General features: G+C 50.6%; 20 protein-coding genes, 1 pseudogene and 1 riboswitch. Of the genes and pseudogenes, 16 read left to right on the forward strand and 5 right to left on the reverse strand.

The window, feature by feature from the left end:
* Positions 1–724: 724 nt before the first annotated feature.
* From GN111_RS31880 to GN111_RS31890, 3 genes are all read left to right on the forward strand, one after another.
* Positions 725–2083, forward strand: a complete 1359-nt coding sequence (locus GN111_RS31880; RefSeq protein WP_155302183.1) for an ISNCY family transposase — start codon at positions 725–727, stop codon at positions 2081–2083.
* A 92-nt stretch (positions 2084–2175) separates the two neighbouring features.
* Positions 2176–3576 (forward strand): MopE-related protein, encoded by a 1401-nt coding sequence (locus tag GN111_RS31885; RefSeq protein ID WP_155307608.1) that lies wholly within the window; start codon positions 2176–2178, stop codon positions 3574–3576.
* Between the two features lie 211 nt (positions 3577–3787).
* On the forward strand, positions 3788–4531 hold the full coding sequence (locus tag GN111_RS31890) for a hypothetical protein (RefSeq protein WP_155307609.1): 744 nt from the start codon (positions 3788–3790) through the stop codon (positions 4529–4531).
* A gap of 96 nt (positions 4532–4627) precedes the next feature.
* On the opposite strand, the pseudogene GN111_RS34080 reads toward GN111_RS31890, so the two are convergent.
* From GN111_RS34080 to purM, 3 genes and pseudogenes are all read right to left on the reverse strand, one after another.
* A pseudogene (locus GN111_RS34080) lies at positions 4628–4869 on the reverse strand (IS481 family transposase); the annotation flags it as partial.
* A gap of 71 nt (positions 4870–4940) precedes the next feature.
* Complete coding sequence (gene tsaD / locus GN111_RS31895) at positions 4941–5954, reverse strand: tRNA (adenosine(37)-N6)-threonylcarbamoyltransferase complex transferase subunit TsaD (protein WP_155307610.1); 1014 nt, start codon at positions 5952–5954, stop codon at positions 4941–4943.
* A gap of 519 nt (positions 5955–6473) precedes the next feature.
* Positions 6474–7520 carry a phosphoribosylformylglycinamidine cyclo-ligase gene (gene purM, locus GN111_RS31900; RefSeq protein ID WP_155307611.1) on the reverse strand — a complete coding sequence of 349 codons (1047 nt, stop codon included), beginning with the start codon at positions 7518–7520 and terminating at the stop codon, positions 6474–6476.
* 388 nt (positions 7521–7908) lie between these two features.
* Between purM and GN111_RS31905 the strand changes: the two genes are divergently transcribed.
* From GN111_RS31905 to GN111_RS31915, 3 genes are all read left to right on the forward strand, one after another.
* Positions 7909–9075, forward strand: coding sequence for an aminotransferase class I/II-fold pyridoxal phosphate-dependent enzyme (locus tag GN111_RS31905; RefSeq protein ID WP_155307612.1), 1167 nt, complete (start codon positions 7909–7911; stop codon positions 9073–9075).
* Between the two features lie 68 nt (positions 9076–9143).
* Entirely contained in the window at positions 9144–12338 is a 3195-nt protein-coding gene (locus GN111_RS31910) for an AfsR/SARP family transcriptional regulator (RefSeq protein WP_155307613.1), read from the forward strand.
* Positions 12339–12553: 215 nt separating this feature from the next.
* Positions 12554–12898 (forward strand): hypothetical protein, encoded by a 345-nt coding sequence (locus GN111_RS31915; RefSeq protein WP_155307614.1) that lies wholly within the window; start codon positions 12554–12556, stop codon positions 12896–12898.
* 258 nt (positions 12899–13156) lie between these two features.
* On the opposite strand, the gene GN111_RS31920 is transcribed toward GN111_RS31915, so the two are convergent.
* Positions 13157–14707, reverse strand: coding sequence for a sigma-54 interaction domain-containing protein (locus GN111_RS31920; protein ID WP_155307615.1), 1551 nt, complete (start codon positions 14705–14707; stop codon positions 13157–13159).
* Positions 14708–15140: 433 nt separating this feature from the next.
* On the opposite strand from GN111_RS31920, the gene GN111_RS31925 reads away from it, so the two are divergent.
* Both GN111_RS31925 and GN111_RS31930 read left to right on the forward strand, forming a co-directional pair.
* A complete protein-coding gene (locus tag GN111_RS31925; protein WP_155307616.1) occupies positions 15141–15419 on the forward strand; it encodes a hypothetical protein in 279 nt (92 codons plus the stop codon).
* Between the two features lie 16 nt (positions 15420–15435).
* The gene (locus GN111_RS31930; protein ID WP_155307617.1) at positions 15436–16209 is read left to right on the forward strand and encodes a GNAT family N-acetyltransferase; all 774 of its coding nucleotides are present in this window, start codon (positions 15436–15438) and stop codon (positions 16207–16209) included.
* A gap of 87 nt (positions 16210–16296) precedes the next feature.
* Here GN111_RS31930 and GN111_RS31935 read toward each other — a convergent pair whose 3' ends face one another.
* Positions 16297–17496 carry an IS4 family transposase gene (locus GN111_RS31935; RefSeq protein ID WP_155307363.1) on the reverse strand — a complete coding sequence of 400 codons (1200 nt, stop codon included), beginning with the start codon at positions 17494–17496 and terminating at the stop codon, positions 16297–16299.
* A 236-nt stretch (positions 17497–17732) separates the two neighbouring features.
* On the opposite strand from GN111_RS31935, the gene GN111_RS31940 reads away from it, so the two are divergent.
* The 8 genes from GN111_RS31940 to cobT all read left to right on the forward strand — a co-directional run bounded on the left by GN111_RS31940 (position 17733) and on the right by cobT (position 26148).
* Positions 17733–18560, forward strand: coding sequence for a DUF169 domain-containing protein (locus tag GN111_RS31940; RefSeq protein WP_155307618.1), 828 nt, complete (start codon positions 17733–17735; stop codon positions 18558–18560).
* 8 nt (positions 18561–18568) lie between these two features.
* Positions 18569–20518 (forward strand): lipase family alpha/beta hydrolase, encoded by a 1950-nt coding sequence (locus GN111_RS31945; protein WP_170302556.1) that lies wholly within the window; start codon positions 18569–18571, stop codon positions 20516–20518.
* Positions 20519–20541: 23 nt separating this feature from the next.
* Entirely contained in the window at positions 20542–21201 is a 660-nt protein-coding gene (locus GN111_RS31950; RefSeq protein ID WP_155307620.1) for a class I SAM-dependent methyltransferase, read from the forward strand.
* Positions 21202–21441: 240 nt separating this feature from the next.
* Positions 21442–22080 (forward strand): DUF3786 domain-containing protein, encoded by a 639-nt coding sequence (locus GN111_RS31955; RefSeq protein ID WP_155307621.1) that lies wholly within the window; start codon positions 21442–21444, stop codon positions 22078–22080.
* Positions 22081–22095: 15 nt separating this feature from the next.
* Positions 22096–22323 (forward strand): hypothetical protein, encoded by a 228-nt coding sequence (locus GN111_RS31960; protein ID WP_155307622.1) that lies wholly within the window; start codon positions 22096–22098, stop codon positions 22321–22323.
* Positions 22324–22425: 102 nt separating this feature from the next.
* Positions 22426–23238 carry a 4Fe-4S binding protein gene (locus GN111_RS31965; RefSeq protein ID WP_155307623.1) on the forward strand — a complete coding sequence of 271 codons (813 nt, stop codon included), beginning with the start codon at positions 22426–22428 and terminating at the stop codon, positions 23236–23238.
* A 91-nt stretch (positions 23239–23329) separates the two neighbouring features.
* Positions 23330–23569: riboswitch (cobalamin riboswitch) on the forward strand.
* A gap of 103 nt (positions 23570–23672) precedes the next feature.
* Positions 23673–24992 (forward strand): phosphomethylpyrimidine synthase ThiC, encoded by a 1320-nt coding sequence (thiC, locus tag GN111_RS31970; protein ID WP_155307624.1) that lies wholly within the window; start codon positions 23673–23675, stop codon positions 24990–24992.
* Between the two features lie 91 nt (positions 24993–25083).
* On the forward strand, positions 25084–26148 hold the full coding sequence (gene cobT, locus GN111_RS31975; protein ID WP_155307625.1) for a nicotinate-nucleotide--dimethylbenzimidazole phosphoribosyltransferase: 1065 nt from the start codon (positions 25084–25086) through the stop codon (positions 26146–26148).
* Positions 26149–26240 lie beyond the last annotated feature (92 nt).

Genomic DNA, 26240 nt, shown 5'->3' on the forward strand with positions numbered 1-26240 from the left:
ATCTCGAACAATCTGAAATTTATAAGAATTATAAAAATTGAATCCCAAAAATCATCAATTTCAGCCAAGGATGATCAACTCGTAAACAGAACAACTTCCCAATTGGCGATGCCTTAAAACTTCTTAAAAATTATGGTAAAAAATTCCCAAAAATTATTTATAAAATTACACAATATTCTATATGTAATAATACGTTTAATTGTCTAACATATTGATAGAATTTATAAATCACTATCATCAATAACTCTGCATAACTTTTGCATGGTCATCTTTATTCCCCACGGATTTTTCATCTACAATGAACTACCCTCGCCGCAATCAGTGAGGTATCAGCTACGTATTGGGTCGTTTATACCGCCGCAAGGAACGGGGTATTAGACCTGTTGCTTCGCAATATAAGTTTTTTCCAGTATTCCCGGGAACCTTTTTCTTCAGCGGTGAAATGGACGACTGCCGAAAATTTTATATAACACTGTTTTTTGTGTATATTTAGCATGTTGTCACAGGAAAATTTTTCCATTTGATCTAAAAAGGGGGGAATATGCGAATCAGTCAGATCTTCTTGGTAATTTTAATATTAGCTAGTGCTCATCCACAGGAATAACTACCTGTAATAAATAAGAAACGCGCATTTTGTAGTGGTTTTTCTCTTCTCTTTGTAGTATATTGAAAGTCGCCAAACAACCAATATCACTACAAAAGAAAGAAAGGAGCCGATCACAAAATGCGCGAAAAATGGCAAAAACAGATGCCCCTGATGCCTCAGATCAAAGACCACGCCCAAGCAAAAGAACTTACAGCTATCAGTGGTATCATCGATGCTCACCCTATCATCTGTGATCGCGTTCTTCAAGATTTGAACAAGGGCAAGCTGGTGGCCTATCGAACTGGGGCTGACGGCATGAGCGCCGACCAGGTACTGCGTTGTGCTATCGTCAAAATCCTTTTCGGTTTTACGTATGATGAACTGGCATTTCATATTGTCGATTCGCAGGCATTGAGTTGGTTCTGCCGGATCGGTATCGCCGACAAGGGATACAAAAAATCCGCCCTGAACAAAAATATCAAAGGCATATCGGACGCCACCTGGGAACTGATCAATGCGGATCTTTTGGGATATGCGAAGCAAAAGGGCATTGAAAAGGGCCGACAGGTCCGGGTCGATTGCACGTGCGTTGAAACTCACATCCATCATCCCACCGACTCCAACCTGCTGTGGGATGGTGTTCGCGTGTTGACGAGGCTGCTGAAGCGCTTCCGGGATGAATCGGGGATCACAGTTCCTGACTTCCATAACCATACCCGTGTTGCCAAACGACGGATGCTGGCGGTGATGAATGCCAAACGGAAAAACAAGCGTAAGGTTGCCTATGTGGACCTGCTCAAAACCAGTCGCAAAGTGGTTGGGTACGCTCATAAGGCAGTCGCTGCGATCAATGCCGGTGCGACCTGCGACCCGCTGGTCATGACGATTGGCTTCCAGATCGAACATTTTGTCGATCTGACCCGCAGGGTGATCCACCAGACCGAACGCCGGGTTCTTCATGGAGAAACGGTCGATGCCAAAGACAAAGTAGTATCGTTGTTCGAGCCACATACCGATATCATCGTCAAGGATAGGCGCGATACGCTGTTTGGTCACAAAATCTGTCTGACCGGAGGCGCGTCGAACCTTATTTTGGACTGTGTCATCACCGAAGGCAATCCGGCCGACGCCGACCTGACGATACCGATGCTTGAGCGGCAAAAACAAATTTATGGCCGCTATCCCCTCAAGGCCAGCTTCGACGGCGGTTTTGCATCCAAGGAAAACTTGAAGCGAGCCCAATCGCGTAAGATCAAAGACGTCTGCTTTGCCAAGAAACGAGGTCTATCTGAAACCGACATGTGCCGCAGCCAATATGTGTATCGTCGATTGCGCCGCTTTCGAGCGGGTATTGAATCCGGTATCTCCTGGCTGAAGCGTTGCCTTGGCCTGACCCGCTGTACCTGGAAAGGATGGGACTCGTTTAAATCCTATGTTTGGTCTTCGATTGTGGCCGCCAACCTGCTGACCATCGCCAGGGGAAAAACAGCCACTTGAGACCTTAATCGATTCCGCATCGTGAAAACTGGTTGAACAAGTGCGCTTGCATTAAGCCGATTTCGGTAAATTAGCCACAAACCGATGTAGCGATGGTGAGAAAAATCCTGCCGAGGATTTTACCACTCTATTTTTTTTGCGACTCGGCTCTGAAAATTACCATTTATGGATCGACACTAGCTATTTCAACGAATGTTTCTGCTGTTAAGCCTCCGCTAGTGTGCGACGCAGATGGAGATAGTTACGAGTCAGACAACAAGAAGTGCGGAGGCAATGATTGTGATGACAGCAACCCGAATGTTTATCCGAATGCAAATGAACTTTGCGACGGGTTGGACAATGATTGTGATGGAATCGTTGATGAAAACTGTCCAGAACCACCGGCTGAACCAACCCGATGCGATCAGGATGCAGACGGGTATGATGCAGATTCAAGATCCTGCAAAGGGGATGATTGTGATGATACCAATCCGTATGTTTATCCGGGAGCAGAAGAAATTTGCAATGATGAGATAGATAACGACTGTGATGGTGAAATAAACGAAGGCTGTGGTCAGTGCCCCGACGCTGACAACGATGGCTATACAGATTGTGATGGAGACTGTGATGATAATAATCCTTTAGTCAACCCTGACGCTACTGAGCTTTGCGACGGCATTGACAACAACTGCGATGGGACCATTGATGAAGGATGCTCAAGTATGTATCCCAATAGTATGGCCGCAGCTGGCGACAGCATAACTGTGGCATACAATGCCGATGGAACCGAAAGCCTGTTTTTTGGTTCCACGGGTTATCAGGATGAGGTGAGCTGGGCGCTTGGTGACAGTATACGGATAAACAGCCATGCGCAAAGGCTTGCGGCATTGAACCCTGGATTTAGCTGGGATGCGGAATTCGACAACCATGCAATCTCAGGTGCAAACATAATTGATCTCAAGGATCAGGTCATACAGATTGTGCAGGATGGTCCTTATGATTATGTCGTAATACTCATTGGCCATAATGATATTTGTGATGCATCATGTGAGGATTTATTGGATGATGACCCTAATACTGGAATGCTTAGCATGGAAGATTTTGAAAGTCGTTTCGTGGAAGCGATGTGGATCCTCTATGACCAGGATAGCGATCTGAGCATCGATGAAAATCCTCCCGATGTCGTTGTTTCAAGCCTTGCCAGAGTTTCAGACCTTTATAATGTCGGAAAATATGATAATTGGTGCACAATGATCTGGAGTCTCGGGAGTGTCTGTCGAGTAGTTACTTCTGGAACGCAGTATTGTATTGATGAAGCAGACAAAAGGACGCAAGAATATAATGAGGTATTGGCGAATTGGGCGGATTTTTTTGGTTATACCTATGTCCCGCAGATATATGAGACTTCGTTCACGCTTGATGACCTCAGTGATTTTGATTGCTTTCATCCGAACGTTTCAGGACAGAACAAGATATCTGAAATTATTTGGAACAATGGACTCTATGCCGAATGATTTTTATCAAAATTTTAACACCTAAAAACCCTGGCAAGTGTAAATTATCTCCGATTGGGGTATGCATCAATTTAAGAACGAGTTTAGGAATTTAATTTTATCGTAAGACTACGAAAAAATGATCCCTTTTGAATATGCTTTTTGCTTATCTACGTTTTTACAATAAAAGTCTCTATTTCTTTTATTAAAACTCAAAAAAAGGAGGATATCCATGAAAAAGATTCTTATTTTTAATATTATATCTTTACTGCTGTTTGGAATACCAGCATTTGCGGGTGATGTTGATCTTTCTGGATGCTGGGAAGTTGAAATTGGAGGAATAGATTCAAAAGGTCAGAAAATTGAAGAGAATAATCATATTTGGATTGTTCAAGAAGAGGATAATTTTTTTAGTGGTTGGGTGTGCAATGATCCAGATCCCGCCGAAGAGGGGATGCATTTTTCAGGAGCTATAGACGGTAGAGAGATATATATAACCCACTGGGATAGCTTCACAAAAGCGACCTTGAATGGGCGGGGCGATGTTATTAGCGGAGTCAACCAGGGGCAGGATATAGATAAAAGGGTTGGAAAGACCAGTTTCGCAACCGCTATAAGGGTTGATAATGATGAATGTAGCCCATGCGAACCATATAATCCAGACACAGCACCTTCACTGACGGAGGCTACAGCCACGAGAATTAATTCAAATACACTGGAAATTCAAGTTAACGGGTCGGATGTTGATGCGAATGCATTAGGTATATATATAACCCTGTTCAGTGGACTTCAGTGTGGCGGGGGTTCTTTAACTTACGTCGAACAAAATTTTTCTCCAAGCCTAATTGGTCAAGAAATATTTAGCGCGACTGTAACAATAACGTCAACATTTGCCGCTAGTACAGAAAGTCTTATAATGCAAATTGTCGACGCTACTGGTTTGTTAAGCGATACATTATGCATTGATGTAGAATAAAAACAGATTGTTGAAGTGTAGAAGTTCAGATTTGATCTGACAGTTACCGATTTTGAGACGGTGGCTGTCAGGTCAAATTCAGGGTAATTGGTAGCGTCAAGAATCTTTCCAGAGTCGTTTGCCATCTTCAAGGGTTTCCATTGGGGTTCTGCCGCAGCACATTTTTCCCTGATGGGTTCACTCAGGATTATACTCCTCAAGCCACAGGTCAAGATCAAACTGAAGCGTTTCGATATCCCGGTAAATCTTCTTTCTGAAGGCCACCTGATAAAATTCTTGAAACATGGTTTGCGGAGCTCTTTGCAGATGCCGTTGGTTTGCGGGGATCTGACTTTGGTTGATTTTGATCGGACGTTTTGTCAGCGCTGGAGGGAGTGAAATAGCGGGATGGATTCAAAGAGGGTGAACCTTAACGACAGTTGGGCCTGAACTTGACCCGCGAATAAACATCGTCGGCCATAGTGCTGCGCTCGCCGGCCGCAAGACGGTGGTAGCCCACGGCAGCCACCATGGCGGCATTGTCCCCGCAGAGATCCAGGGAGGGGATGTGTACGTCGATGCCGGCTTTGGCGGCATCGCGGGAGACAGCTGTGCGCAGGCCCTGATTGGCGGCCACACCGCCCACCACGGCCAGATGGCGGCAGCCGTTTTCTTGCGCGGCATGAATGATTTTGTAGGCAAGAACGTCCACCACGGCAGCTTGAAATCCGGCGGCAATGTGGGCCTGATCCGACTTGAAAGTGTTCGGGTGGGTCTGGATATAGCGCATGACCGCCGTCTTGATGCCGCTGAAGCTGAAATCGTAGCGATCCTTGTCCAGAAATGGCCGGGGCAGCCGGATTTTTTCCGGGTCCCCTTCGGCGGCCAGACGGTCGATCACCACGCCGCCGGGATATCCCAACCCCAGCATTTTGGCGACTTTGTCGTAGGCTTCACCGGCCGCGTCGTCCCGGGTCTGGCCCAAAAGATGAAATTTACGGTGTCCGGTGGCGCGATAGATGCTGGTGTGTCCGCCGGAAACCAGCAGGGCCACGAAGGGAAACGGGGGCGGGTCCGGTGCCAGGAATACGGAATTGAGATGGGCCTCCAGGTGATCCACGCCAACCCATGGGATGCCGTGCCCGTAGGCAAACCCCTTGGCAAAGGAGAATCCCACCAGCAGCGATCCTACCAGACCAGGCCCCTGGGTAACGGCCACGCCGTCTATTCGATCCGCCGGAATGCCAGATTGGGCGATGGCGCCATTGACGACGGGCACGATGGCCTCGATGTGTTTGCGGGAGGCCAGTTCGGGAACCACACCGCCATAGATATGATGGATGTCCACTTGGGAGGCCACCACGGAGGCGAGGACTTCATGCCCATCGCGAACCACCGCCGCCGCAGTTTCGTCGCATGAGGATTCTATGCCGAGTACGATCATTGTTGCCTTAGTGTCATTGGTTGAACAGTTACAAGTGTTGATGAATTCGTAAGAAATGCCCGACTCGTCATGCCGGACTTGATCCGGTATCCAGAAGCCATTGAAAAGACTGGATAGCGCTAAAGCTTCACTACGTGCGCCGGCCTACGCCGGAATGACGGAAAAGTTGGAAATTCGATTTTTTACGAAGCCATCAATGTCGGTTCAAAAAAAAACCGCAACGGCGAATGCAGGTCCGACCGTTCCGGTTCGTGGGACTGCCCCGGGCAATTCACAGGCGATCCGATCTACTTGTTTTTCCGCCCTTCCGGCCCCGCACCGGGGCGTCGCATGCCGGGGGCTCAGGTTTTGCAGATGGGCTGCTTTTTCTGGCCTTCGGCAATCCATTCGAAAAAGCGCGAAATCGATTGGAAAAGCTTTTTAAACATGGTTTCCTGCGGATTCCCGTTTTTAAGGTTCAAGTCTCCGTGGTCAGCCCTCTGTCCTCAGTCTTCTGACCTCCGACCTCAGTCCTCCGACCTATACCATCTTCACCCGGCTTCGGGCGTTTTTACGGGTTTTGGTTACCTCGCCAATGGGCCACGCTTTTTCCCCGCTGCCGGTCAGCCGGTTGAGCACCTCCTGGGCGCTTTCTTCGGGGACCACCGCCACCAGGCCGATACCGTTGTTGAACGTGCGCATCATCTCTTTATCTTCCACGTTGCCCGCCTGCTGTAAAAAGGGGAAAATCGCCGGGATCTCCCAGGAGCCCTTTTTGATGGCGATGCCGCAGGCCTGGGGGATGACCCGGATGATATTGTCCATAATGCCGCCGCCGGTGATGTGGGCCAACCCCTGGATGGGCAGATCCCGAACCAGGGATTGAATGGTTTCCGAGTAGATGCGGGTCGGGGTGATCAACTCTTCCCCGATGGTTTTGCCCAGTTCGGGAACATGGCTGTCCACTTCCAGACCCAGTACCTCGAAGCATATTTTGCGGACCAGGGAATAGCCGTTGCTGTGCAGTCCGCTGGAAGCGATGCCGATAATCTGGTGGCCGGGACGGATTTCGGAGCCGTCCACGATCTTGCTGTTGTCCACGATCCCCACGGCGAAGCCGGCCAGATCGTATTCGTTGTCCTGGTAAAAGCCGGGCATCTCGGCCGTTTCCCCACCGATGAGAGCGCACTTGGCTTGAAGACAGCCTTCGCCGACGCCTTTGACGATTTGTGTCACCGTACCGGTCTTCAGTTTCCCCGTTGCCAGGTAATCCAGAAAAAACAGGGGCCGGGCGCCCTGCACGGCGATGTCGTTTACGCACATGGCCACCAGGTCGATCCCTACCGTGTCGTGGCGGTCCATGAGAAAAGCGATTTTGAGCTTGGTGCCGACCCCGTCCGTGGAGCTTACCAGTACTGGGCTTTTCATGCTGTTGGTGTTAAGCGAAAACAGTCCGCCGAATCCGCCGATTTCACCCATGACGCCGGTTCTACGGGTTTTTTTTGCGATCTTTTTAATGGTATCGACAAGCTTGTCGGCCTTGTCGATATCGACGCCGGCATCAGCATAGGTCAGCTTTTTCTTCATTAAGGCACTCCTGGCATTGATTGGACTGGGAAGTTAAGGTGGCGTAAAAATAATCGGATGCCGGCCAAAAGTCAAATTCATTTCGGGCTTGGATCGTCCATACGGAATCATTCTGTTCACCAATCCTCTCCCCTCAAGTGCGGGTAAAGCACAGCCCCGCGGGGACAAGGACAGGGTGAGGAGGAAAAGGAGACCACTTGATCATGGTGCCGATCAAAATCCGACCACCCCCACGGGGCGCGACTTACGTTTTGACAAACCGACTGAATTGTAATATTTACCTTCTAATTTCAATATGTTTTCAACTGCTACGATGACCGATCCGATCTTCGGAACGGACAGGGGCCGTAAATAACCCCCGCACATTTCTTAAAAAAGGAAACGTCCCATGACTCGCTTTGCCAGGCTGGACCGTCTGCCTCCGTATGTATTTGCCACCGTCAACCAGATCAAGATGGAGGCCCGCAGGGCCGGGGAAGACATCATCGATCTGGGCATGGGCAACCCGGATGTCGGCACGCCCCAGCACATTGTGGACAAACTCACCGAAGCTTCCCAGAATCCCCGGAACCATCGCTACTCGGCCTCCATGGGGATTACCAAATTGCGCGTGGCCATCAGCGACTGGTACAAGCGCCGCTACGACGTGGATATCGATCCGGAGAGCGAAGCCATCGTCACCATCGGCGTGAAAGAGGGCATGTCACACCTGATCCTGGTGACCATCCGCCCTGGTGACGTAGTGTTCGCCCCCAATCCCACTTATCCCATCCACCCATATTCCTCCATTATCTCCGGTGGCGACGTGCGTGGAATTCCGGCGGGGCCGGACCAGGATTTTTTTGAAAACCTGATCCAGGCCACCAAGCAGACCTGGCCGCGTCCCAAGATCCTGGTGCTCAGCTATCCCCACAATCCCACCACCGAGGTGGTGGACCTGGATTTTTTCCAGCGGGTGGTGGATTTCGCCAAGGAGAACGATATCATGGTCGTCCATGATTTTGCCTATGCCGACTTGACTTTTGACGGCTACAAGGCGCCAAGTTTCATGCAGGCCAAAGGCGCCAAGGAGGTGGGGGTGGAGTTTTTCTCCATGTCCAAAAGCTACTCCATGGCCGGGTGGCGGGTGGGATTTTGCGTGGGCAATCCGGAAACGATCTTCGCCTTAAAGCGTATCAAGAGCTACCTGGATTACGGCATTTTTCAGCCCATCCAGATCGCCTCCATTATCGCTTTGAACGGACCCCAGGAGTGTGTGGCCGAAATCCGGGATACCTACAAATCCCGGCGTGACGCGCTGATCTCCGGGCTTTCCCGCGCCGGATGGGAAATCGAAAGCCCCAAGGGCACCATGTTCGTGTGGGCCAAGATTCCGGCTCAATACCTGCACATGGGGTCGGTTGAATTCTCCAAATTTCTCATCCGCGAGGCCCAGGTCGCAGTATCCCCGGGCCTGGGCTTCGGCGAATATGGCGACGACTACGTGCGATTCGCCCTGATAGAGAACAATATGCGTATCAGCCAGGCCGTCAGAGGCATCCGCAAAGTTTTATAGGTTTAAGGAAAATATCACAATCGATGCCGTGAATTGCCGCTAACCTTAATAATAGGCGGGCGAAAAACATGCTAACCAAGGTCACGGCTCCAAAGCTTAAGAAGAATTTACTGATCCGCAAACGGCTGTTCAAGCGCCTGGATAAAGTCGATAACGAATCGGCGATCTGGCTCGCGGGACCCGCCGGTTCGGGAAAGACATCCCTGATTGCCAGTTATCTGAATGAAAAGCGGATCCCTGCAAGTTGGTATCAAATCGATCCTGGAGACAACGATATCTCCAACTTCTTTTATTATCTCAACCAGGCGGCGGCACCGCTTCTCAACCCTAAAAATCCCCCCCTGCCACTGCTGACACCGGAATATTCGACGGGTGTCGATACGTTTGTCGCTACCTATTTTGAAAGGCTTTTTCAGCGACTACAGCCGCCGAGATGGCTTGTTCTGGACAATTTTCAAGAAATTCAAAACAATTCATCCCTGGCTCAACGATTGGCCAGCATCATCACGAGTATTCCGTCGGAATTCAAGCTGGTGGTAATCAGCCGTCACAATCCATGGCCGAGCATGGCCCGGCTTCGTGCCAACCAGGTATTGAAAATGATTGGAGGCAGGGATCTGGCTTTATCGATAGACGAATGCCGGCGGTTAAAGCGGGTTCTGGACTGTGATTGGTCGGAAAAAGCGATCGCCGAGGTTCATCGTCTCACTAAAGGATGGATGGTTGGCCTGATTTTGCTGTCCCTGCATTCATCTTTTAACCCGGAATCGCAAAATCGACTGGCTGAAATTCAGCCGACCAGCGTTTTCGATTATTTCGCCGCCGAGGTGTTTAAAAATTGCGATTCCCTGACCCAACAGTTTCTGTGCCAGACTGCGGTCCTGCCCCATATGACAGCCGAGACGGCGCAACGGTTGACCTCAATGGACGCGAAAGCGATCATCGCACGTCTGCAGCATCGAAACTTTTTCCTGGAACAACGGCAGGCGGAACCGCCCGGATATCAGTACCATCCGTTGTTCCGCGATTTCCTGATACAGATGGCCTCACGATTGATTGGCCCCGATGCCTTGAAGGAAATCATGAACCGTGGGGCTGAGATCATGGCGGAACAGGGCTTGGGAAGGGAGGCCGTCAGCCTGTACCGCAAAGCCGAAAATTTCCAACCGATGGCCGAGTATATTCTCTCCCAGGCACCAGTGCTGGTGGCTCAGGGACGAACCAATACGTTAACCCGATGGATAGATGGTTTCCCAGACGATCGAATGCATGCCTACCCCTGGCTCTTTTTCTGGAAGGGGGTTTGTTTAGCGCACATTCACCCCGTGGAAGGGAAGGCGCTTTTCATTCAGGCATACGAGGCATTTGTTGCCGGTGAGGACCTGTTGGGACGGGTATTCAGCTGGTCGGCCCTGATTCAGGTATTTCTGATGGCAAGAGATACCTTCGAGGATTTGGATCGGTGGATCGGTGAAGGGCAGCATTTGGAAACATTGATCCCCGAAAATATGGGACCCGATATCCTCGGCCGCTTTTACGCATCCTTCCTTTTCTCACTTTCGTTACGCAATTTGGGGCACCCGGAGTTTTTCCGCATCCAGGAGCGCTGCGAACACCTGTTAGCGCTCTGTACCGACAATCAGGTGCTGGACGCACTCGGATCCTATCTGAGTATGTCCTATGTCTGGATGGGACAAACGAACCGTATGGGCATTTTGCTGAAGCTTTCCAAACCGCTGATGATGCACCCGGATGCACCACCCGTGGCGAAAGTGAACTTCCTTGCAGTCAGCAGTTTTTATTCCATCATGGTCGGGGATTGGGACAGCGCCCGACAAGCAATTGAGCAATACTTTGCGCTTTCCGAAAAGTCCGGCATCCGGGTCTACGATTTTAACGTGCATGGCTGGGCATCATACGTGGGTGTTTTGACTGGCGACAACCGGCTGTTACAAGAGCATTTGGAAGGGATGGAGCGCCTGTTGTCACCCAGTGCCGTCTGGGACTCGGGACAATATCATTACACTATTGCACTGGCTGCACTTCTTACCAAGGATTTCTCCCTCTGCCGGTTTCACCTGGATGAGTGCAGAAAAATTGCCGACTACGCTGGTACGCCGAATCCCATGGGGTTGAGTCGTGTATTGGAGGCAACCTTTTTCATCGTGCAAAATGACTTCAAAAAGGCGATTGAAGCCATCGATTGTATTTCACGGATCGATGTGTCGCAACATACCGGGCATGTCTTCTTTTTAAAGGAGCTTGTTCTCGCGGACTGCGCGTTAGCGCAAAACCGTAAAGCGGAAATGATCGCTCATTTAAAAGCAGCCCTCTCGGATGCGGCTCAGAATGGAATCATGATGCCGTTGGGCCTCAGTCGTGAACGCTTGGCCAACCTGCTTTCCGAAGCGATTGGCGCGGATATCGAGGCGGATACGGCAACCGCAATGATCCATCGGTTTCAACTGGTGCCTTCCCCGGCAGATCTCATTGGCGAAAAATGGCCATGGCCGATCAAGCTGGTTACCCTGGGGCGTTTCGATATTTTTCTCGACGATGAACGCCTTGCCATCTCGGGGAAGACACCCAAAAAGCCTCTGGAACTGTTGAAGCTGCTGGTATGTAAAAATGGCGGAAGCATTGATCGCGAGGCGGTGATGGATCGCCTCTGGCCGGAGGCGGATGGCGACCGGGCAGTTCAAAACATCAACACGACATTGCACCGTCTGCGAAAGTTGTTGGGCCGAGACGACTGCATCATTTCGGAACATGGCCGCCTGTCCCTCAATCCGGAACTGTGCTGGGTCGATGCATGGCATTTCGAAGCCATGACCGACAAGGCGAAATCGGATCGGGACCTCGAAAAACGGATCGATATGCTGTCCCGTGCAATTGATCTATATGCCGGTCCTTTTTCCGGAGAACATGACGATATCGAATCGGGAATCTGGTATGCGCAACGACTGAGAAACGCGTGGATGGATGCAGTTTTGACTACAGGCCAATGGTACATGGAAAACAACCGGATCGAACGATCGAAGGACCTGTTTCAGCGATCGCTGGCCATCGACGATACGGTCGAGCCCTTTTATCGAGAATTGATGGCGTTGCTCTACGACCATGACCGTTTGGCCGAGGCAAAACTGGTTTCCAACCGCTGCCGACACGTGTTGTCCAAAAGGGGTTTACTGCCGGCAGACGACACCATGGCCCTTTTCAATAAACTGCAAACGGAACGGTCAAAATCCAACCAAAAAAAGTAAAACGGCTTTCCATCTTTTCTGCAATACTTCATTATCGCCTACAAATCGTCAACGTTTGCAGCCATGCCATTTTTTTAAGACGAAATGAAAAAAATTACCATCCGTAAGTGATCTGTAAGCCCTCCTTTGCCATTACTTAATGGGCCTTCGGGTTTCCGCAGTAGGCTCCACATCATCAATTCCATCCAAACCTAGATCGTGAAAGGAGGTGGCTTATGTCGAAAACAGGATGTCAACTTGTTTTGGTTGCAGCACTCCTGATGTTACCCGTCAATACGATCCATGCCGAAGAAAATGTCCGCGACGAAACTTACCAAGACGGCTATGAGATGCATCTGAATACGATGATCGAAAAATGCGATTGCAAAAAGGCATACCGGAACTCGGGATCCAATGAATTGCGCAAGCTCGCAGCGATTTCAACAATGAAATCGGCTTACCTGCGTGAATACAAATTGGAACTGATCGATGAGATGGACAAACACGAAATAGGAAACAAAAGCTATCAAGTCCAATATTTTCTCAACAATAAATTTTTCGAAATAGCGAAGAATCCGTAGACGAGAAAGGGTGCGCTTTTTTCAACATAGGGACAGGAAAGCTCATTGGTTTAAGACCATTGGCACCTCCAAATTCTTGACCCCTATGGGAAGGGACCATTTATTGGTCCCTTCCGTATTGAATACTCCGCAGGGGCCGGGGGACTTCGAAAAGACACATACACGAGCCGGAATTGAAGCATCCGGAATGTTGCATCGCTAAATGAATCATTGGCCTTCCAAACACAGCTCAAGAAACGCTAGCGGTTTGCCAAGCCATCACTTCTTCTGCTTTCGAAAAGGAATCCCCAGCTTTTTCATCTTATAGCGGAGTGTATTCGGATTTACGCCTAAAAGCTCACCTGCGCCTCCCGGTCCATGGATTTTTCCATTCGCTTTTTCAAGAGCCCGCTCGATGTGTTTTTTGACTATTGCATCGAGTCCCAGCGCCTCGTCTTCGGTAATACCGGTATTCGCGTCGATCTGCTTCGCGGGCGAGGCAACTAAATCGTCAAATCGAATCGGTTTGCCGCGATGCAGGATCAATGAACGTTCAATCAGATTTTCCAGTTCTCGAACATTGCCAGGCCATTCGTATGACATCAGCACCTCTATCGCGCCGGGTGCCAGGTCAGGAATTTCTCCCAATTTAAGCTCTTTTGCCTTCCGCTTGATGAAGTGCCGGACCAGAGCGGGTATGTCGCTGGTTCGCCGGCGCAGCGGAGGAATCGATACGGGGAACACATTCAGACGAAACCACAGATCCTCCCGGAAGCGTTTGTTTTTCACCATTTCTTCCAGGTTTCTGTTAGTAGCGGCAATAATCCGTATATCCAGAGGAATTGTCTTTACTCCGCCCACACGTTCGATCTCCCTGCTTTGCAGAACACGCAACAGTCTCACCTGGGCAGCAGGTGGCAGTTCGCCGATCTCATCCAGAAATATGGTCCCCTTGTCGGCACGTTCAAACCGCCCCCGTTTTTGAGAAAGTGCTCCGGTGAAAGCCCCTTTTTCGTGCCCGAAGAGTTCGCTGTCGATCAGTGAATCGGGAATGGCCCCACAATTGACGCTTACAAAAGGCCCGTCGCTGCGTGCCGATGAGTAATGAATTGTGTTGGCAATCACATCCTTGCCGGTGCCCGTTTCCCCCAAAAGCAGTACCGGGCTGTTCAGAGCCGCCACTTGCTGCACTTGACTCATGACTTGCTTAAGTCCGAAATTGGCCCCGATGATTTCATCGCCCGACATGCGCCGCAGCTCGCCTTGCAGATACCGGTTGTCGTCGGCCAGCAAATCTTTAAGTTTCAGCACTTCGCGGTGCTTTAGGGTGTTGGACATGGCTACAAAAAACGGTTCCTTTAAAGTGCCAAATAGTTTTGCATGCTGTTTGTTGAAACGGTTAGCGCCTTCTGCGGCTAAGAGAACAACGCCAACGTGCTGTCCACCTACATTCAGCATAATACCTATTATCGAGGAAGGGGGATGACCTAGTTCTCTGACCAGATCCCGGGCGATCGGGGTTGCTTCGGAATCATTAATAATGAAGACAGGTCCATGGATTATCAGGATATTATTTAAATCCGCTGCCGCCCTGGCCATTGCTTCTGATGACACCGGGACTAGCATGTTCATCCGTTCACCCTTTTTAAGATTCGCACGGGCGATATATCGTATGGCGCCAAGATCCCTCTCGTACTTATCCAAATAGATAACGTCGGCAGGCATATGCCGGAAAAGGTACTGGATGCAGGCATGGAGCCCCTCCTCAATTTCGAGGTTGCCGCATATCTTCAGGGTGATATTCCGGAAAAATTCGTTCTCGTCTATCATTGCGGGCCCCCACTGGTGAAATGAAAAACCTGATTTGTGGTTATTCACAAAAGCTTATCCCGTTTTGTTGAATGCCACAACCATTATTGTTAAATACCACAAAATTTCGGAGCAATACATTTAACATTCCGTTATTTCAATGTTTTTAACGTTGGCCCGGTCCTTGCTCAGTTGATCAGAATAGAAGAAAGAGATCGAGCGAAGACAACAACTGAAGGCAAAAGGGAATGAACGAGTATTTTATAAGAAGCCTGACCCGGCAGCGGCATGAACAGATTTTGGCTGAGGTCAGGAAGTCACGGCTTTCACAATCGGATCGCCCACACATGAACGGTGGGTTAATGAAGATGAGCTTTGTATTGTGTTCCTTTCTTATGCAGAGAAAAAGGCCCATGGTTTACCAACGGCCGGCGATGGACAAGAGTGAAAGCATATGAAATGGTCTGAAGTGATTATGGTGCGATCGACCGGAAGCAACACGGCGGCATTGAAGTCATCGCTGCAGGAACTGATGGGCGATGTGCATGAAGATGACGCATCCGAAGACATCCGTATTTACCATCGCGAGAAAATCGATACCGATTTTTGCATTATTCTATCTCATGCCGGGGAAACCGTTCTAGGTGAGGGGAGCCCGCTTGGATTGCGCCTTGCCGCCGCCTTGAAAGCGTTCGGACTCGTTAACCATTCGGTATGGATCGAGATGAAATGAAAAGGAGATAACGATCATGTCGGATCAAACGGTACCCAAAAAAAGCCGGCGGTTGAATGCTGAAGTCACCACTGTCGAGTGTTCCCCTTGCTTGAAAGACAGCCTTAATGCGATCCGATCGCAAATGTGGCCTGCATTCCTGAAGCACGCTAGTGACTGCCGCTGGAAACTGCTGGCTGAGCACTTTCCTGGATATCAGATGCTCCTGGTTGTGGATAAGCATCCGGTGGCAGTGGGACACACCGTTCCACTGGCTTGGAACCAGAGCATCGATGGGCTGCCCGACTCCATCGAAGACACCCTGTTGTCTGCCATAGGGTGCTACGAAGCAGGCAAGACGGCCAACACGCTCGCCGTTTTGGGTGTGTTCGTATCGGCTGATTGTCAAGGCAACGGATTGAGTGCGCTTATGCTGAAAGCGGTGAAGCAATTGGCCAATGAGCAAGGTTTTGCCACGATGATTGTTCCCGTAAGACCGGCGTTTAAAAGCCGCTACCCGCTGGTTTCGATGAATGAGTACATTGCCTGGAAGCGTTCGGATGGAAGCCCTTTTGACCCGACCATACGATACCACTGTAAAGCGGGGGCGACGGTCATGAAGACGGCGGCCAAGGCCATGACCGTCATCGGCACCGTCGCTGACTGGGAAAACTGGACCGAAATGCGTTTTGCGGAAAGTGGGGAGTATATCGTCGATGGCGCCCTTAAGCCGGTGTTGATCGATCTGGCCAGCGACCACGGATGGTATGAAGACCCTTTTTTATGGATGCACCACTTCATTGAGACCTAAATTCACTGCTGTCCAAAATAAATAGAAATCCGTGGTTGCTCTTTTAAATTTCAGTTGTTTAGGCGATCAAAAGCGCAAAGTTCAGAATCAGGTTCCCATTTTTAATTGGTGCTGTCCAATTCCCTTAAATGGAAGAGGATATTGGACAGACTGAGCCGTTCCAGGAAGGACATCGAACGGTTTGTCGATCCACTCCCATAAGTCCCTGTAAGTAAAAAGATTCCACCTGAGAAAAGCGACAAGGTTCGACAAAGACCAATTAAATCTGGATTTGAATTTGAGGTACTTGATCAACAGCATGGCAATTAATGCTGTCCAAATCTGGATATACAGCGCGTTCTCACTGGTTCCGACGAAGGTTTTCACCTTCAGGTTTTGTTTGAGTGCCTTGAAAAATGACTCTATTTCCCATCGGTCTTTGTAAATGGCGGATATTGTGGTGGCTCCAAATTCAAGATGATTGGTCAGCAATACGATCTGCCGCTCCTGCTCATTATCCCAGACCGTAACCTTCCGTAAGGTGTGGGGGCAATTCTTGCGAGCGTAATGGCCGTTAAACTGAACCAGTTCGTCGGCCAGAATGTTTCGATTGAAAGGTGGCTGACGTTCTTCAAGCACCGTGTAATCGGCGTTGCTCTTCAATCGGGTGACAAAGTAGATCTGACTTTCTGTCCAGTACGCATATAGTCGATAATCATTGTATCCTCGATCCATGGCGACAATGGAATGGGGTGACAGCGCAATTTTACGGGCGATGGTGACATCATGCTTTTTGCCGTTGGAGATATAAGCATAGGTCGGCAGATACCCGTCATGATCCAATAGCAAGTGAAGCTTGACAGCGCCTTTGGTTCGGCGGAATTTTGCCCACGGGAAAAGCGACAAACACAGCGAAATGGTCGAGCTGTCCAGAGACAGCAGCTTGTTTTTAAATCGGAACCGATGTCTGCCCGGACCGCCCATCTTGCAGACATCAAGCGTCTGGTAAAAAAGATCACGATACATTTGCCAGGGACGATGGGCATTGGCGTAGGAAAGCGTGGACTTGTTGGGTGCCTTTTTAACCCCCACATGACGAAGTTTCCCAAGGCAACAGGACAATCCACCACAAATTTCACGCAGACTCTTTGCTTGAGCGAGTTGACAGAAAAGCATGGCTACAAAATGATCCCAGCTGCTAAAACCTTTGGCGTACCGTTCGGCTTGATGGCGGAAGACCGTGTTGAAAAAATGTCCACGATGAAACAAAGCAACCAGTTGACTGAAAAGACTTGCATGTCGTACCATTGGTTTACCTCCTTGTTGCTGGCTAACGGTTTTTTGTCGCGATTAAACCATGCCTCACAAGGAGGTTTTTTTTCAAGATCTCATTGAATTACTTCCATTCGAAACCGTTTTTGGACAAGAGTGACCTAAATTATCAAAAATAAGTTCAGCATCGAATTGGAAATTGAAAGGAAGAAACTGCATACAATTACTAAGTGCCTATCCACGAATGGACAATCGTTAATGCGGGGTGTCTTATGGAAAGTACAATTGTAAATAATCTTCGGCCTGAGTTCGAGCCGGTGGCAGTCGTCTGGAGTAATACAATTCCCGATGATGCGTTTCAGTATAAGAAGGGCAGGTTTGGATGCATCCTTTATCTCTTCGCCGAGGCCGCCCGACGCGGAAAGGTTGCCGGTGGCAATCGAGAGACGATACCATGCAATGGCGGTCGTGCCGCCTTAGGGTTGGGTGTCGATTTTGATGCCTCGGATGAACAACTTGACCGCTACGCTGCTGTATTCAGCAAGGGACTCCAATCCACCGGCAATCGAAAGGCATACCAGAAACAGATAGACGCTGCGCCAAAGAACTGGAGGAATTTGCTTGAATATGGTGAGCGAAGACACTGCAGTGCGGAACTGGCTAGGGATTGGATACTGCATGGATTACCCCGCTACGATATTCCCTACGAGTATGTGCTATTCAAGCCTCTGAGCCGCACCGAGTCTGCCGAGAACATCCGTTCCGTCATTTTCCCGGTGAGTCCGATGGAGCTTGCCGGTCTGTTCGTGCTTGCAGGATCGGTGATGACAGGGACCGATCCTGTTCAAGTGCCCCAAGGTGCGGACTGCAACACCATTACAGCTTTCGCCTATGCCCAGGCCGACCTCGATGCTCCCAGGGCGGTTATGGGCATGTTGGGCGTAGACGGCAGGGAGGTCATGAAAAAGCGGTTTCGCGATGATATTCTGACACTCACTTTACCAAAACCGCTTTTCGATCGCATGGAGGAGGAGGCTGACGACTGCGTATTCCAAATCCCGTCATGGAAAAGATTGGTAAAAACAATTCGCAAGAGGTGAGATCAATTATGATTGGATTTAAAACCGAACGATTCTCGCTATCCCGAAAAGTGATTCCACTGCTATTTCTGATGTGTTTGATACCGATGGGCTGCGCGTTGATAAAATCGAAAGCGGACATTGACAAAAGCCTGGAATACACTGTTATCGTTGGACGCGTCCTGGCAAACGCCTCGGGAAACGGGCCGATCGTTGTCGCCGCGCACGCAATGGATGAAGGCACCCCCGACTTTCACTATACGGTCCTGCATGAATCCGGTGAATATGAACTCATGCTGGTTCCGGGCAAATACGAGATCTTTGCCTATCGGGATGAGAACCGCGACCTGGTTTATGATGCAGGTGAGCCGGCAGGTCAATATGGCAATCAGGGATCGCTGTGTGTTCCGGCCGTTGGAGTGGTTTTCGATATCGATATCGTTATCCCGCCTGGAGGAGCAACAACAGCGATCCCCCATGGAACCATCATTTCGTCGTCACGACCGAACAAACTATACAGCCGCCAGGCAGGCGACATAACGGATTTGGACGACGAACGCTTTTCCGAAGAAATTGGCACCAGAGGCTTTTGGGAACCGATGTCCTTTTTCAGGCAGTTTGGCGGCAATATCTATTTCCTCGAGGAATATGATCCCGAAAAGACACCGATCCTTTTTATTCACGGTGCCGGCGGAACCCCCAGAGGATGGCGAAATTTTGTCGAGCACATCGACAGAACCCGTTTTCAACCATGGTTTTTTTATTACCCGAGCGGTGCCCGCATCGATAGCATGTCATACCTGTTGCTATGGAAACTGATTAATCTCCAAACCAAATATCAATTCAACCAGATTTTTATTACGGCACACAGCATGGGCGGGCTGGTGGCCAGATCCTTTATTGTCAATTATGGCCGGCAATTTCCCTGCGTAAAACTGTTTGTTTCCCTGGCGACGCCATGGGGAGGGGACAGGATGGCCGAATACGGTGTTCAGCAATCTCCGGTCGTGATTCCGAGCTGGATCGATATGCAGCCCGAAGGGGATTTCATCAAATCGTTGTACAGAATGAAGATGCCGGAGTCGGTTCGCTTCTACATGTTTTGCGGCCACAATGGAAATCGCAACCCGTTTCAATCGAACAACGATGGAACCATCACCCTGTCCAGCATCCTTGATTACAGAGCCCAATCCGAGGCCGAAATGAATTATGTATTCGATGAAGACCATACAAGCATCCTTTTCAGCCAGGCCATCTTGAATCAGTACAACACCATTCTCGATGAATGCGACGAAAAAATGAGTGTATCCCGCAATCGATCCGAGGGATATGTGAGGATTCACTTTTCATTCGACGATGAATTCGACGGTGTGAGACCGGTGCATATGTTTATCCTTCATCCCTCCGGCAAAAAAGACGCGGATACCGTTATCTGCTTAAGGGATGAGGACAATGGAAAAGTACTTGGTCCCTTTCCTTCCGGGGAATACGTTGCGAGCATGATTACACCGGCAGCCAGACCAAAGAAAAATAATATCCAGGTTTCCATTCATAGCCATACTACAAAAGACCTGAATTTCGATTTTATACCGGACGGCGTGATTCGCGGATGCGTTGCCGCCGCGTTGACACCGGAGGAAAAATCCATCGGAATGCCGGATTATCGATACCGATCCGCCGACAGCAGCATCGAGATTGAGTCGATCGTATTGAAAGGCAGCGGGTTATATCGAAAACTCGGACCAATCGAAGACAAAAACATCGACTATGACGATTTTCTCAACAATAGCTACCTTATTTCACGCGATGATTTTTGCATCGACACATGCTTTGGTTTCTTTGGATTGCCGACCGGGGCTTACAAACTCATTATCAAGGCCAACGGCTATCAATCCATCGAAAAGGACTATTCCGTCAGCCCCGGCATCCTTCAATATTTCAGGATAACCGAATTGACGCCCACTCCCCGACGTGAGTGAAGCGAATCGAAAGGATAGCCGCGATGAATGTTACGACCTTCTTCTCCCGACAGGCGCGCAAGCCGACCGGTTTATTTGGGCGATGGATTATGTCCAGCATTTTCGATTTCGGCAACGCACCGCTAAATCGATTCGTTTATTCCATCATGGCGCCGCAGGCCGGTGACCACATTCTGGACGTCGGATGCGGCACCGGAAAATTGATCGGCAGGATAGCGCGGCAAACGGATGGTTGCGTCGCGGAAGGCATCGATTTCTCAGCGTCGATGGTGGCGATTGCCCGGCGTAAAAATGGAAAGCACATTGCAGCGGGCAAGGTTTGCATTCATGATGGCAATGTAGACCATTTGCAGATTCCAGCCGGCACTTTTACCAAAATCTGCAGCGTCAATACCATTTATTTCTGGCCGGCCCCGGAATCGACCATCAAGAAAATGGTTCAACTGTTAAAACCGGGGGGAATGCTGGTTTTGGGGTACGAGGATATTGCCCAGCTAAAAAAGCGCAGACTGGATACGGAAGTTTTTCGGTTATATTCCAAAGACGAGGTCGAGAAGCTTGTGCACAATTCCGAATCTGCATTCGATGTCACGACGCAATCGATGGGTATCGGTCTATCTGTTTTTCATTGCACGGTCGCTACCAAACAAAAGGAGCAAAGCGATGATTGTCACGCCTCTTGAGAATCGTCCCGTACTGGAGCCTTGCACGCTTCCGGAACTGAATTGTCAGGTGGACCCATATATCGGAATATAGAAACAATATTGGACCGCCATTTCCCGGATTTGAAAGAGCCGATCAGAACCGCGGTTTTTTCAAAAGAGCAAGCATATTGGCAAACACTCAGGCAAAACCTGTTAAGAATTCAACGAGAAAGCAAACTGAACCTGAGCATTCATGTATAGGCGAATAAGGAGCGACAGATGGGAGATACGAATCCGGTTTTTAAAGAAAATAGCGAAAACTACCTGAGGCAGTTGGATTACACCCAACTTTCACGGTGGGAATCGATCCTGGACATAACCGTTGACGAAAAGAGAAAAACGGTTCAGATTCCTTTTTTCCAGACGAATTACCGGGTGTCGCCCTTCGGTGTGGTAGACGGCCAGGGACAACGGCCCGATTATGGGATCTGCGTGATTCTGATTAAATACCTGTTGATGTGTCCGCTAAAAGTTCCCAACGGGAAGGAATGGATCAATTACCGCGATTTTGCCGACTCGGGCCAGTCACAGAATGCCGGTTTGGCCAACTATGCGGCGGTGAAAATTCAGAAACGGTATGCGGGGAATCTCTACCGGCTCAAGGCGGCGGTCAGCACACTTGGGGGTTGTTCGCCTGACAGCGATTATCCATACGACCTTTCGGCGGTCATAACGGCGCTTCCACGGATTCCGATTCTGTTTTTGTACAACGATGCCGACGCGCATTTCCCCGCCCAGGCTTTCATTTTATACGAGCGGCGGGCGGATCGGTTTCTGGATTCCGAGTGCCGGGTCATGCTCGACTGGTATCTGCTGGAACATTTGAAAGCGGCTGAACGGTCATTTGAAGCGGTGTGATCAGGAGGAACTGAAATGAACCCACCCCAAGACCAGTCTGACAAAAAGAAAATGGAGATAGCCGTTCAGATTGCAGAGTTGTCTAAACTTCTCGGTATGATACCTTCAGATGATACAATTCAGATCAAGGCGCCTATGACCCAAAACGAAATGGTTTTATCGGATTGGCTCGGTGCCACTAGGCGCTCCTTTTTAAAATTATCGTTGTTGATCGGCAAGGAGTTGGATATTCAATTGCCATAGGAGCAACGAGAATAAGCATGAAAAAGGTACTATTGGCAGGAATAACCGGATATTTGGCGACACAATTATAAAATTTTAACCCGATGCGAGCAGGAGGAAACAATGGAAGTCAAACAGGTAAAACTGGTCTATTTTTCACCCACTGGAACCACTCAAAGAGTGTTGGAAGGCATCGCCAAAGGGATCGCCGTTCAAGATGTCAAGCAGATTAATCTGACTCTTCCGGAGGGAATGCAACAAGCAATACCACCCTTTTCGGATGAACTCGTAATTATCGGTGCGCCTGTTTACGGTGGCCGTTTGCCGATTGACGCAATCAAACGACTCAAAAATCTAAACGCATATAACACGTTGGCGGTTCTCGTCGTTGTATATGGGAACCGGGAGTTTGAAGATGCACTGTTGGAACTAAAAAATCTTTCGATTGAGTTGGGCTTTTATCCGGTCGCCGGTGCTGCATTCATCGGGGAACACTCTTTTGCGACAGAGGCTGTCCCCATCGCCAATGGACGCCCGGACAGCCAGGACGTTCAAAGAGCAATGGATTTTGGAGCAAAAATCAAAAATAAAATCGCAGTGCTGAACTCGCCTGATGTTCAAACGGATTTGGAGATACCCGGCAGTTATCCATATGAAGCAGGCGGAGCGCGACCCATGGCGGTTGCACCGGTGACCATGGAAGACACGTGCACCGTTTGCGGGACGTGCGCCAGTGTATGTCCGACCGGCGCCGTTTCAGTGAACGGAAGTGTGGCAACCGAAATCGAGCTGTGCATCCGCTGCTGTGCCTGTATAAAAAACTGTCCCGAAGGCGCAAGGGTTATGGAAGACAGCAAGTGGAAAAATATTGCCACCTGGTTAAATGAAAATTGCAGTATTCGAAAAGAGCCCCAACTTTTTGGGGTGAAGGTGTGAATTCAATACACGGTAAACCACAAAATTCGGTGCGGATGGCCAAAGAAATCCGTTGACAGGCCGCTGCAGTTTTTTTACATCTCCAACATAATTGGTTATCGATCCTTTCGGTGCCCGCACGCCATCAGGCGTGCCCGGGATAATAGGGAACCCGGTGCGATTCCGGGACGAACCCGTCGCTGTGAGCGGGGACGAAAGCCGCAATTACCACTGCATCGTCTACAGACAGTACTGATCCAGAAATAGGTACTGGGACACGAAACGATGCGGGAAGGCGCGGCAAGTAGAGCGATCCGCAAGTCAGAAAACCTGCCTGAAGGAAGCCTGTCCTGGTGGTGATGGCAAAACCCCAGACTGAAAATTCATTTTTCGGTCCGGGGTTTTTTGTTGGCCGCGCCGGCCGCTTCCCGGTACCAATGAACATGGGAGAATTTATGAAAACGCAGATCGAATTGGCGCGGGAAGGCGTTGTCACGAAACAGATGCAGACAGTGGCGGCGGACGAGAACATGGATGCAGAACGGGTGCGCGATGGGGTGGCCAAAGGTCAGATTGTCATCCCCAACAATCCGTTTTGTAAAGAACGGAAGGTGGTGGGCATCGGACGGGGGCTGCGCACCAAGGTCAATGCTTCCATCGGAACGTCGTCGGATATCTGCGACATCGACCTGGAGGTGAGAAAAGCGGTGGCGGCCGAAGAGGAGGGGGCCGACACCCTTATGGAGCTGTCCGCCGCCGGCGATCTGGATGCCGTTCGCCGGGCCGTTTTGGCAGCCACCAGCCGGCCGGTGGGCAACGTTCCCCTTTATCAGGCTTTCAAGGAGACGATCCGTAGGACTCGCAATCCCGCCAAGCTGGATCCGGAATACCTCTTCGACCTTATCGAACGGCAGTTGGTCGACGGCCTCAGCTTCATGGCCATTCACTGCGGCATCAACCAATACACCATCCGGCGTCTGAGAAAACAGGGCTTTCGCTACGGCGGCCTGGCCTCTAAGGGCGGAACCTTCATGGTGGCCTGGATGGACATGAATGGAAAGGAGAATCCGCTCTACGAGCAGTTCGACCGGGTTTGCAGCCTGATGAAAAAATATGACGCCGTGCTATCCCTGGGCAACGGCATCCGTGCCGGTGCGATCCACGACAGTCATGACCGGGCGCAGATGGCCGAGATGATTGTCAACTGCGAACTGGCAGAAATCGGCCGTGCGATGGGCTGCCAGACCATGGTGGAAGGGCCGGGACATGTGCCCCTGGATGAGATTGCCGGCAACATCATGCTGGAAAAGCGAATGAGCGGCAACGCCCCCTACTATGTGCTGGGTCCCATCCCAACTGATGTGGGCGCCGGCTACGATCACGTCACCGCTGCCATCGGTGCGGCCGCCTCGGCCCGACACGGCGCCGACCTGATCTGTTATATCACCCCGGCCGAGCACCTGTCCCTGCCCACAGAGGCCGATGTGCGCGAAGGGGTACGGGTCACTCGGCTGGCCGTCCATATCGGCGACCTGAGTAAATACCCTGAGCGCCGCGAGCGCGACCGCCAGGCTGCCATGGCCCGGCGGGACATGCGCTGGGGAGATCTGCAGGATCTGCTCCTGTTTCCCGAGGTGGCCCGGGCCATCCGGGACAGCCGTCGGCCAGAGCAGTCGAAAACCTGCACCATGTGCGGCGATTTTTGCGCCATGAAAAAGGGGATGGAAATTTTCGACAAGGAAATTTCCGGTGATAAGGTCGCAAATCTTGGATGAAATGCCGGTACCCCATAACTCGCCCCCATGCTCAGCGTGGGAGCGTTGATCCAAATATCAATCGAAGGCATTTATCTGTAAGGAGGACATCATGAATCTGATCGAAAAGAGCATTGCAGCGATCAAGCCACTGAATCAGGAAATTCTGGAAAAAGCCAACGAACGGCTGGCCAACCAGGCCCGGCCCGCCGGCAGTCTGGGCATGCTGGAACCGGTGTCGGCCCGTCTGGCGGCGATTTTCGGAACGCTGGACGTCCGTCTGGACAACAAGGTCATCGTTACCTGTGCCGGCGACCATGGGGTGACCGAGGAAGGAGTCAGCCTGTTTCCCCAGGAAGTGACCCCCCAGATGGTGTTAAATTTCGTCAACCAGGGCGCTTCCATCAACGTGCTGGCCAAACACGCCGGTGCGCGGGTGAGGGTGGCCGATCTGGGCGTCAATTTTGACTTCGACGCGGACCTGCCCATTTTCCACAAAAAGATCGGCAAGGGCACGGCCAACTTCGCCGTGGTTCCGGCCATGTCCCGCGAGGATGCCGTGAGAAGTGTCGAGGCCGGAATTGAAATCGTCAACGAGCTGCTGGCCGAGGGGCCGCTGGAAATCCTTGGCACCGGAGACATGGGCATCGGCAACACCACACCCTCTTCGGCCGTCATCGCCGCTTTCTCCGGCATCCCTGTGGATAAACTCACTGGCCGGGGCACCGGCATCGACGATGCCGCCCTGGCCAACAAGATCCGGGTGATCGAAAAGGCCCTTAAGCTGCACCAACCGGACTCCAAGGATCCACTGGACGTACTGGCCAAGGTGGGCGGCTTCGAGATCGGCGGTCTGGCCGGTCTGGTCATCGGGGCCGCGGCCGCCGGTATTCCTGTGGTGTGCGATGGGCTTATCGCCACCGCCGGTGCCCTGATCGCCTGTGAACGGGCTCCAGCAGCCAGAAACTACCTGTTTGCCAGCCACCGCAGCGTAGAGGTTGGACACCGTTTCATGCACGAGCACCTGGGTGTCGAACCGTTGCTGGACCTCCGGCTGAGGCTGGGGGAGGGCACTGGCGCTGCCTTGGCCATGGAACTGCTCGATGCCGCCACACGGGTATTGTGCGATATTAAAACCTTCGAGGAGGTGGCAATTGTGGACGCCCAGAAGAAATAGGGCGTCGAATGACGGATTTGCAGGATTGGAGTAAAAATAATAGGTTGCGACTACAAACGGCCTCCGAAAGGGGGCCGTTTTGCTATGGCCGC

This window comes from Desulfosarcina widdelii (assembly GCF_009688965.1).
GTDB lineage: Bacteria > Desulfobacterota > Desulfobacteria > Desulfobacterales > Desulfosarcinaceae > Desulfosarcina > Desulfosarcina widdelii.

Bases quoted from the DNA above. Each gene is read 5' to 3' on its own strand.
- tsaD (WP_155307610.1), bottom strand. From the start codon at position 5,954: ATGATCGTACTCGGCATAGAATCCTCATGCGACGAAACTGCGGCGGCG.
- cobT (WP_155307625.1), top strand. From the start codon at position 25,084: ATGAATCTGATCGAAAAGAGCATTGCAGCGATCAAGCCACTGAATCAG.
- GN111_RS31925 (WP_155307616.1), top strand. From the start codon at position 15,141: ATGAAATGGTCTGAAGTGATTATGGTGCGATCGACCGGAAGCAACACG.
- GN111_RS31885 (WP_155307608.1), top strand. From the start codon at position 2,176: ATGGTGAGAAAAATCCTGCCGAGGATTTTACCACTCTATTTTTTTTGC.
- GN111_RS31940 (WP_155307618.1), top strand. From the start codon at position 17,733: ATGGAAAGTACAATTGTAAATAATCTTCGGCCTGAGTTCGAGCCGGTG.
- GN111_RS31905 (WP_155307612.1), top strand. From the start codon at position 7,909: ATGACTCGCTTTGCCAGGCTGGACCGTCTGCCTCCGTATGTATTTGCC.
- GN111_RS31945 (WP_170302556.1), top strand. From the start codon at position 18,569: ATGATTGGATTTAAAACCGAACGATTCTCGCTATCCCGAAAAGTGATT.
- purM (WP_155307611.1), bottom strand. From the start codon at position 7,520: ATGAAGAAAAAGCTGACCTATGCTGATGCCGGCGTCGATATCGACAAG.
- GN111_RS31910 (WP_155307613.1), top strand. From the start codon at position 9,144: ATGCTAACCAAGGTCACGGCTCCAAAGCTTAAGAAGAATTTACTGATC.
- GN111_RS31965 (WP_155307623.1), top strand. From the start codon at position 22,426: ATGGAAGTCAAACAGGTAAAACTGGTCTATTTTTCACCCACTGGAACC.
- GN111_RS31935 (WP_155307363.1), bottom strand. From the start codon at position 17,496: ATGGTACGACATGCAAGTCTTTTCAGTCAACTGGTTGCTTTGTTTCAT.
- GN111_RS31930 (WP_155307617.1), top strand. From the start codon at position 15,436: ATGTCGGATCAAACGGTACCCAAAAAAAGCCGGCGGTTGAATGCTGAA.
- GN111_RS31955 (WP_155307621.1), top strand. From the start codon at position 21,442: ATGGGAGATACGAATCCGGTTTTTAAAGAAAATAGCGAAAACTACCTG.
- thiC (WP_155307624.1), top strand. From the start codon at position 23,673: ATGAAAACGCAGATCGAATTGGCGCGGGAAGGCGTTGTCACGAAACAG.
- GN111_RS31880 (WP_155302183.1), top strand. From the start codon at position 725: ATGCGCGAAAAATGGCAAAAACAGATGCCCCTGATGCCTCAGATCAAA.
- GN111_RS31915 (WP_155307614.1), top strand. From the start codon at position 12,554: ATGTCGAAAACAGGATGTCAACTTGTTTTGGTTGCAGCACTCCTGATG.
- GN111_RS31960 (WP_155307622.1), top strand. From the start codon at position 22,096: ATGAACCCACCCCAAGACCAGTCTGACAAAAAGAAAATGGAGATAGCC.
- GN111_RS31950 (WP_155307620.1), top strand. From the start codon at position 20,542: ATGAATGTTACGACCTTCTTCTCCCGACAGGCGCGCAAGCCGACCGGT.
- GN111_RS31890 (WP_155307609.1), top strand. From the start codon at position 3,788: ATGAAAAAGATTCTTATTTTTAATATTATATCTTTACTGCTGTTTGGA.
- GN111_RS31920 (WP_155307615.1), bottom strand. From the start codon at position 14,707: ATGATAGACGAGAACGAATTTTTCCGGAATATCACCCTGAAGATATGC.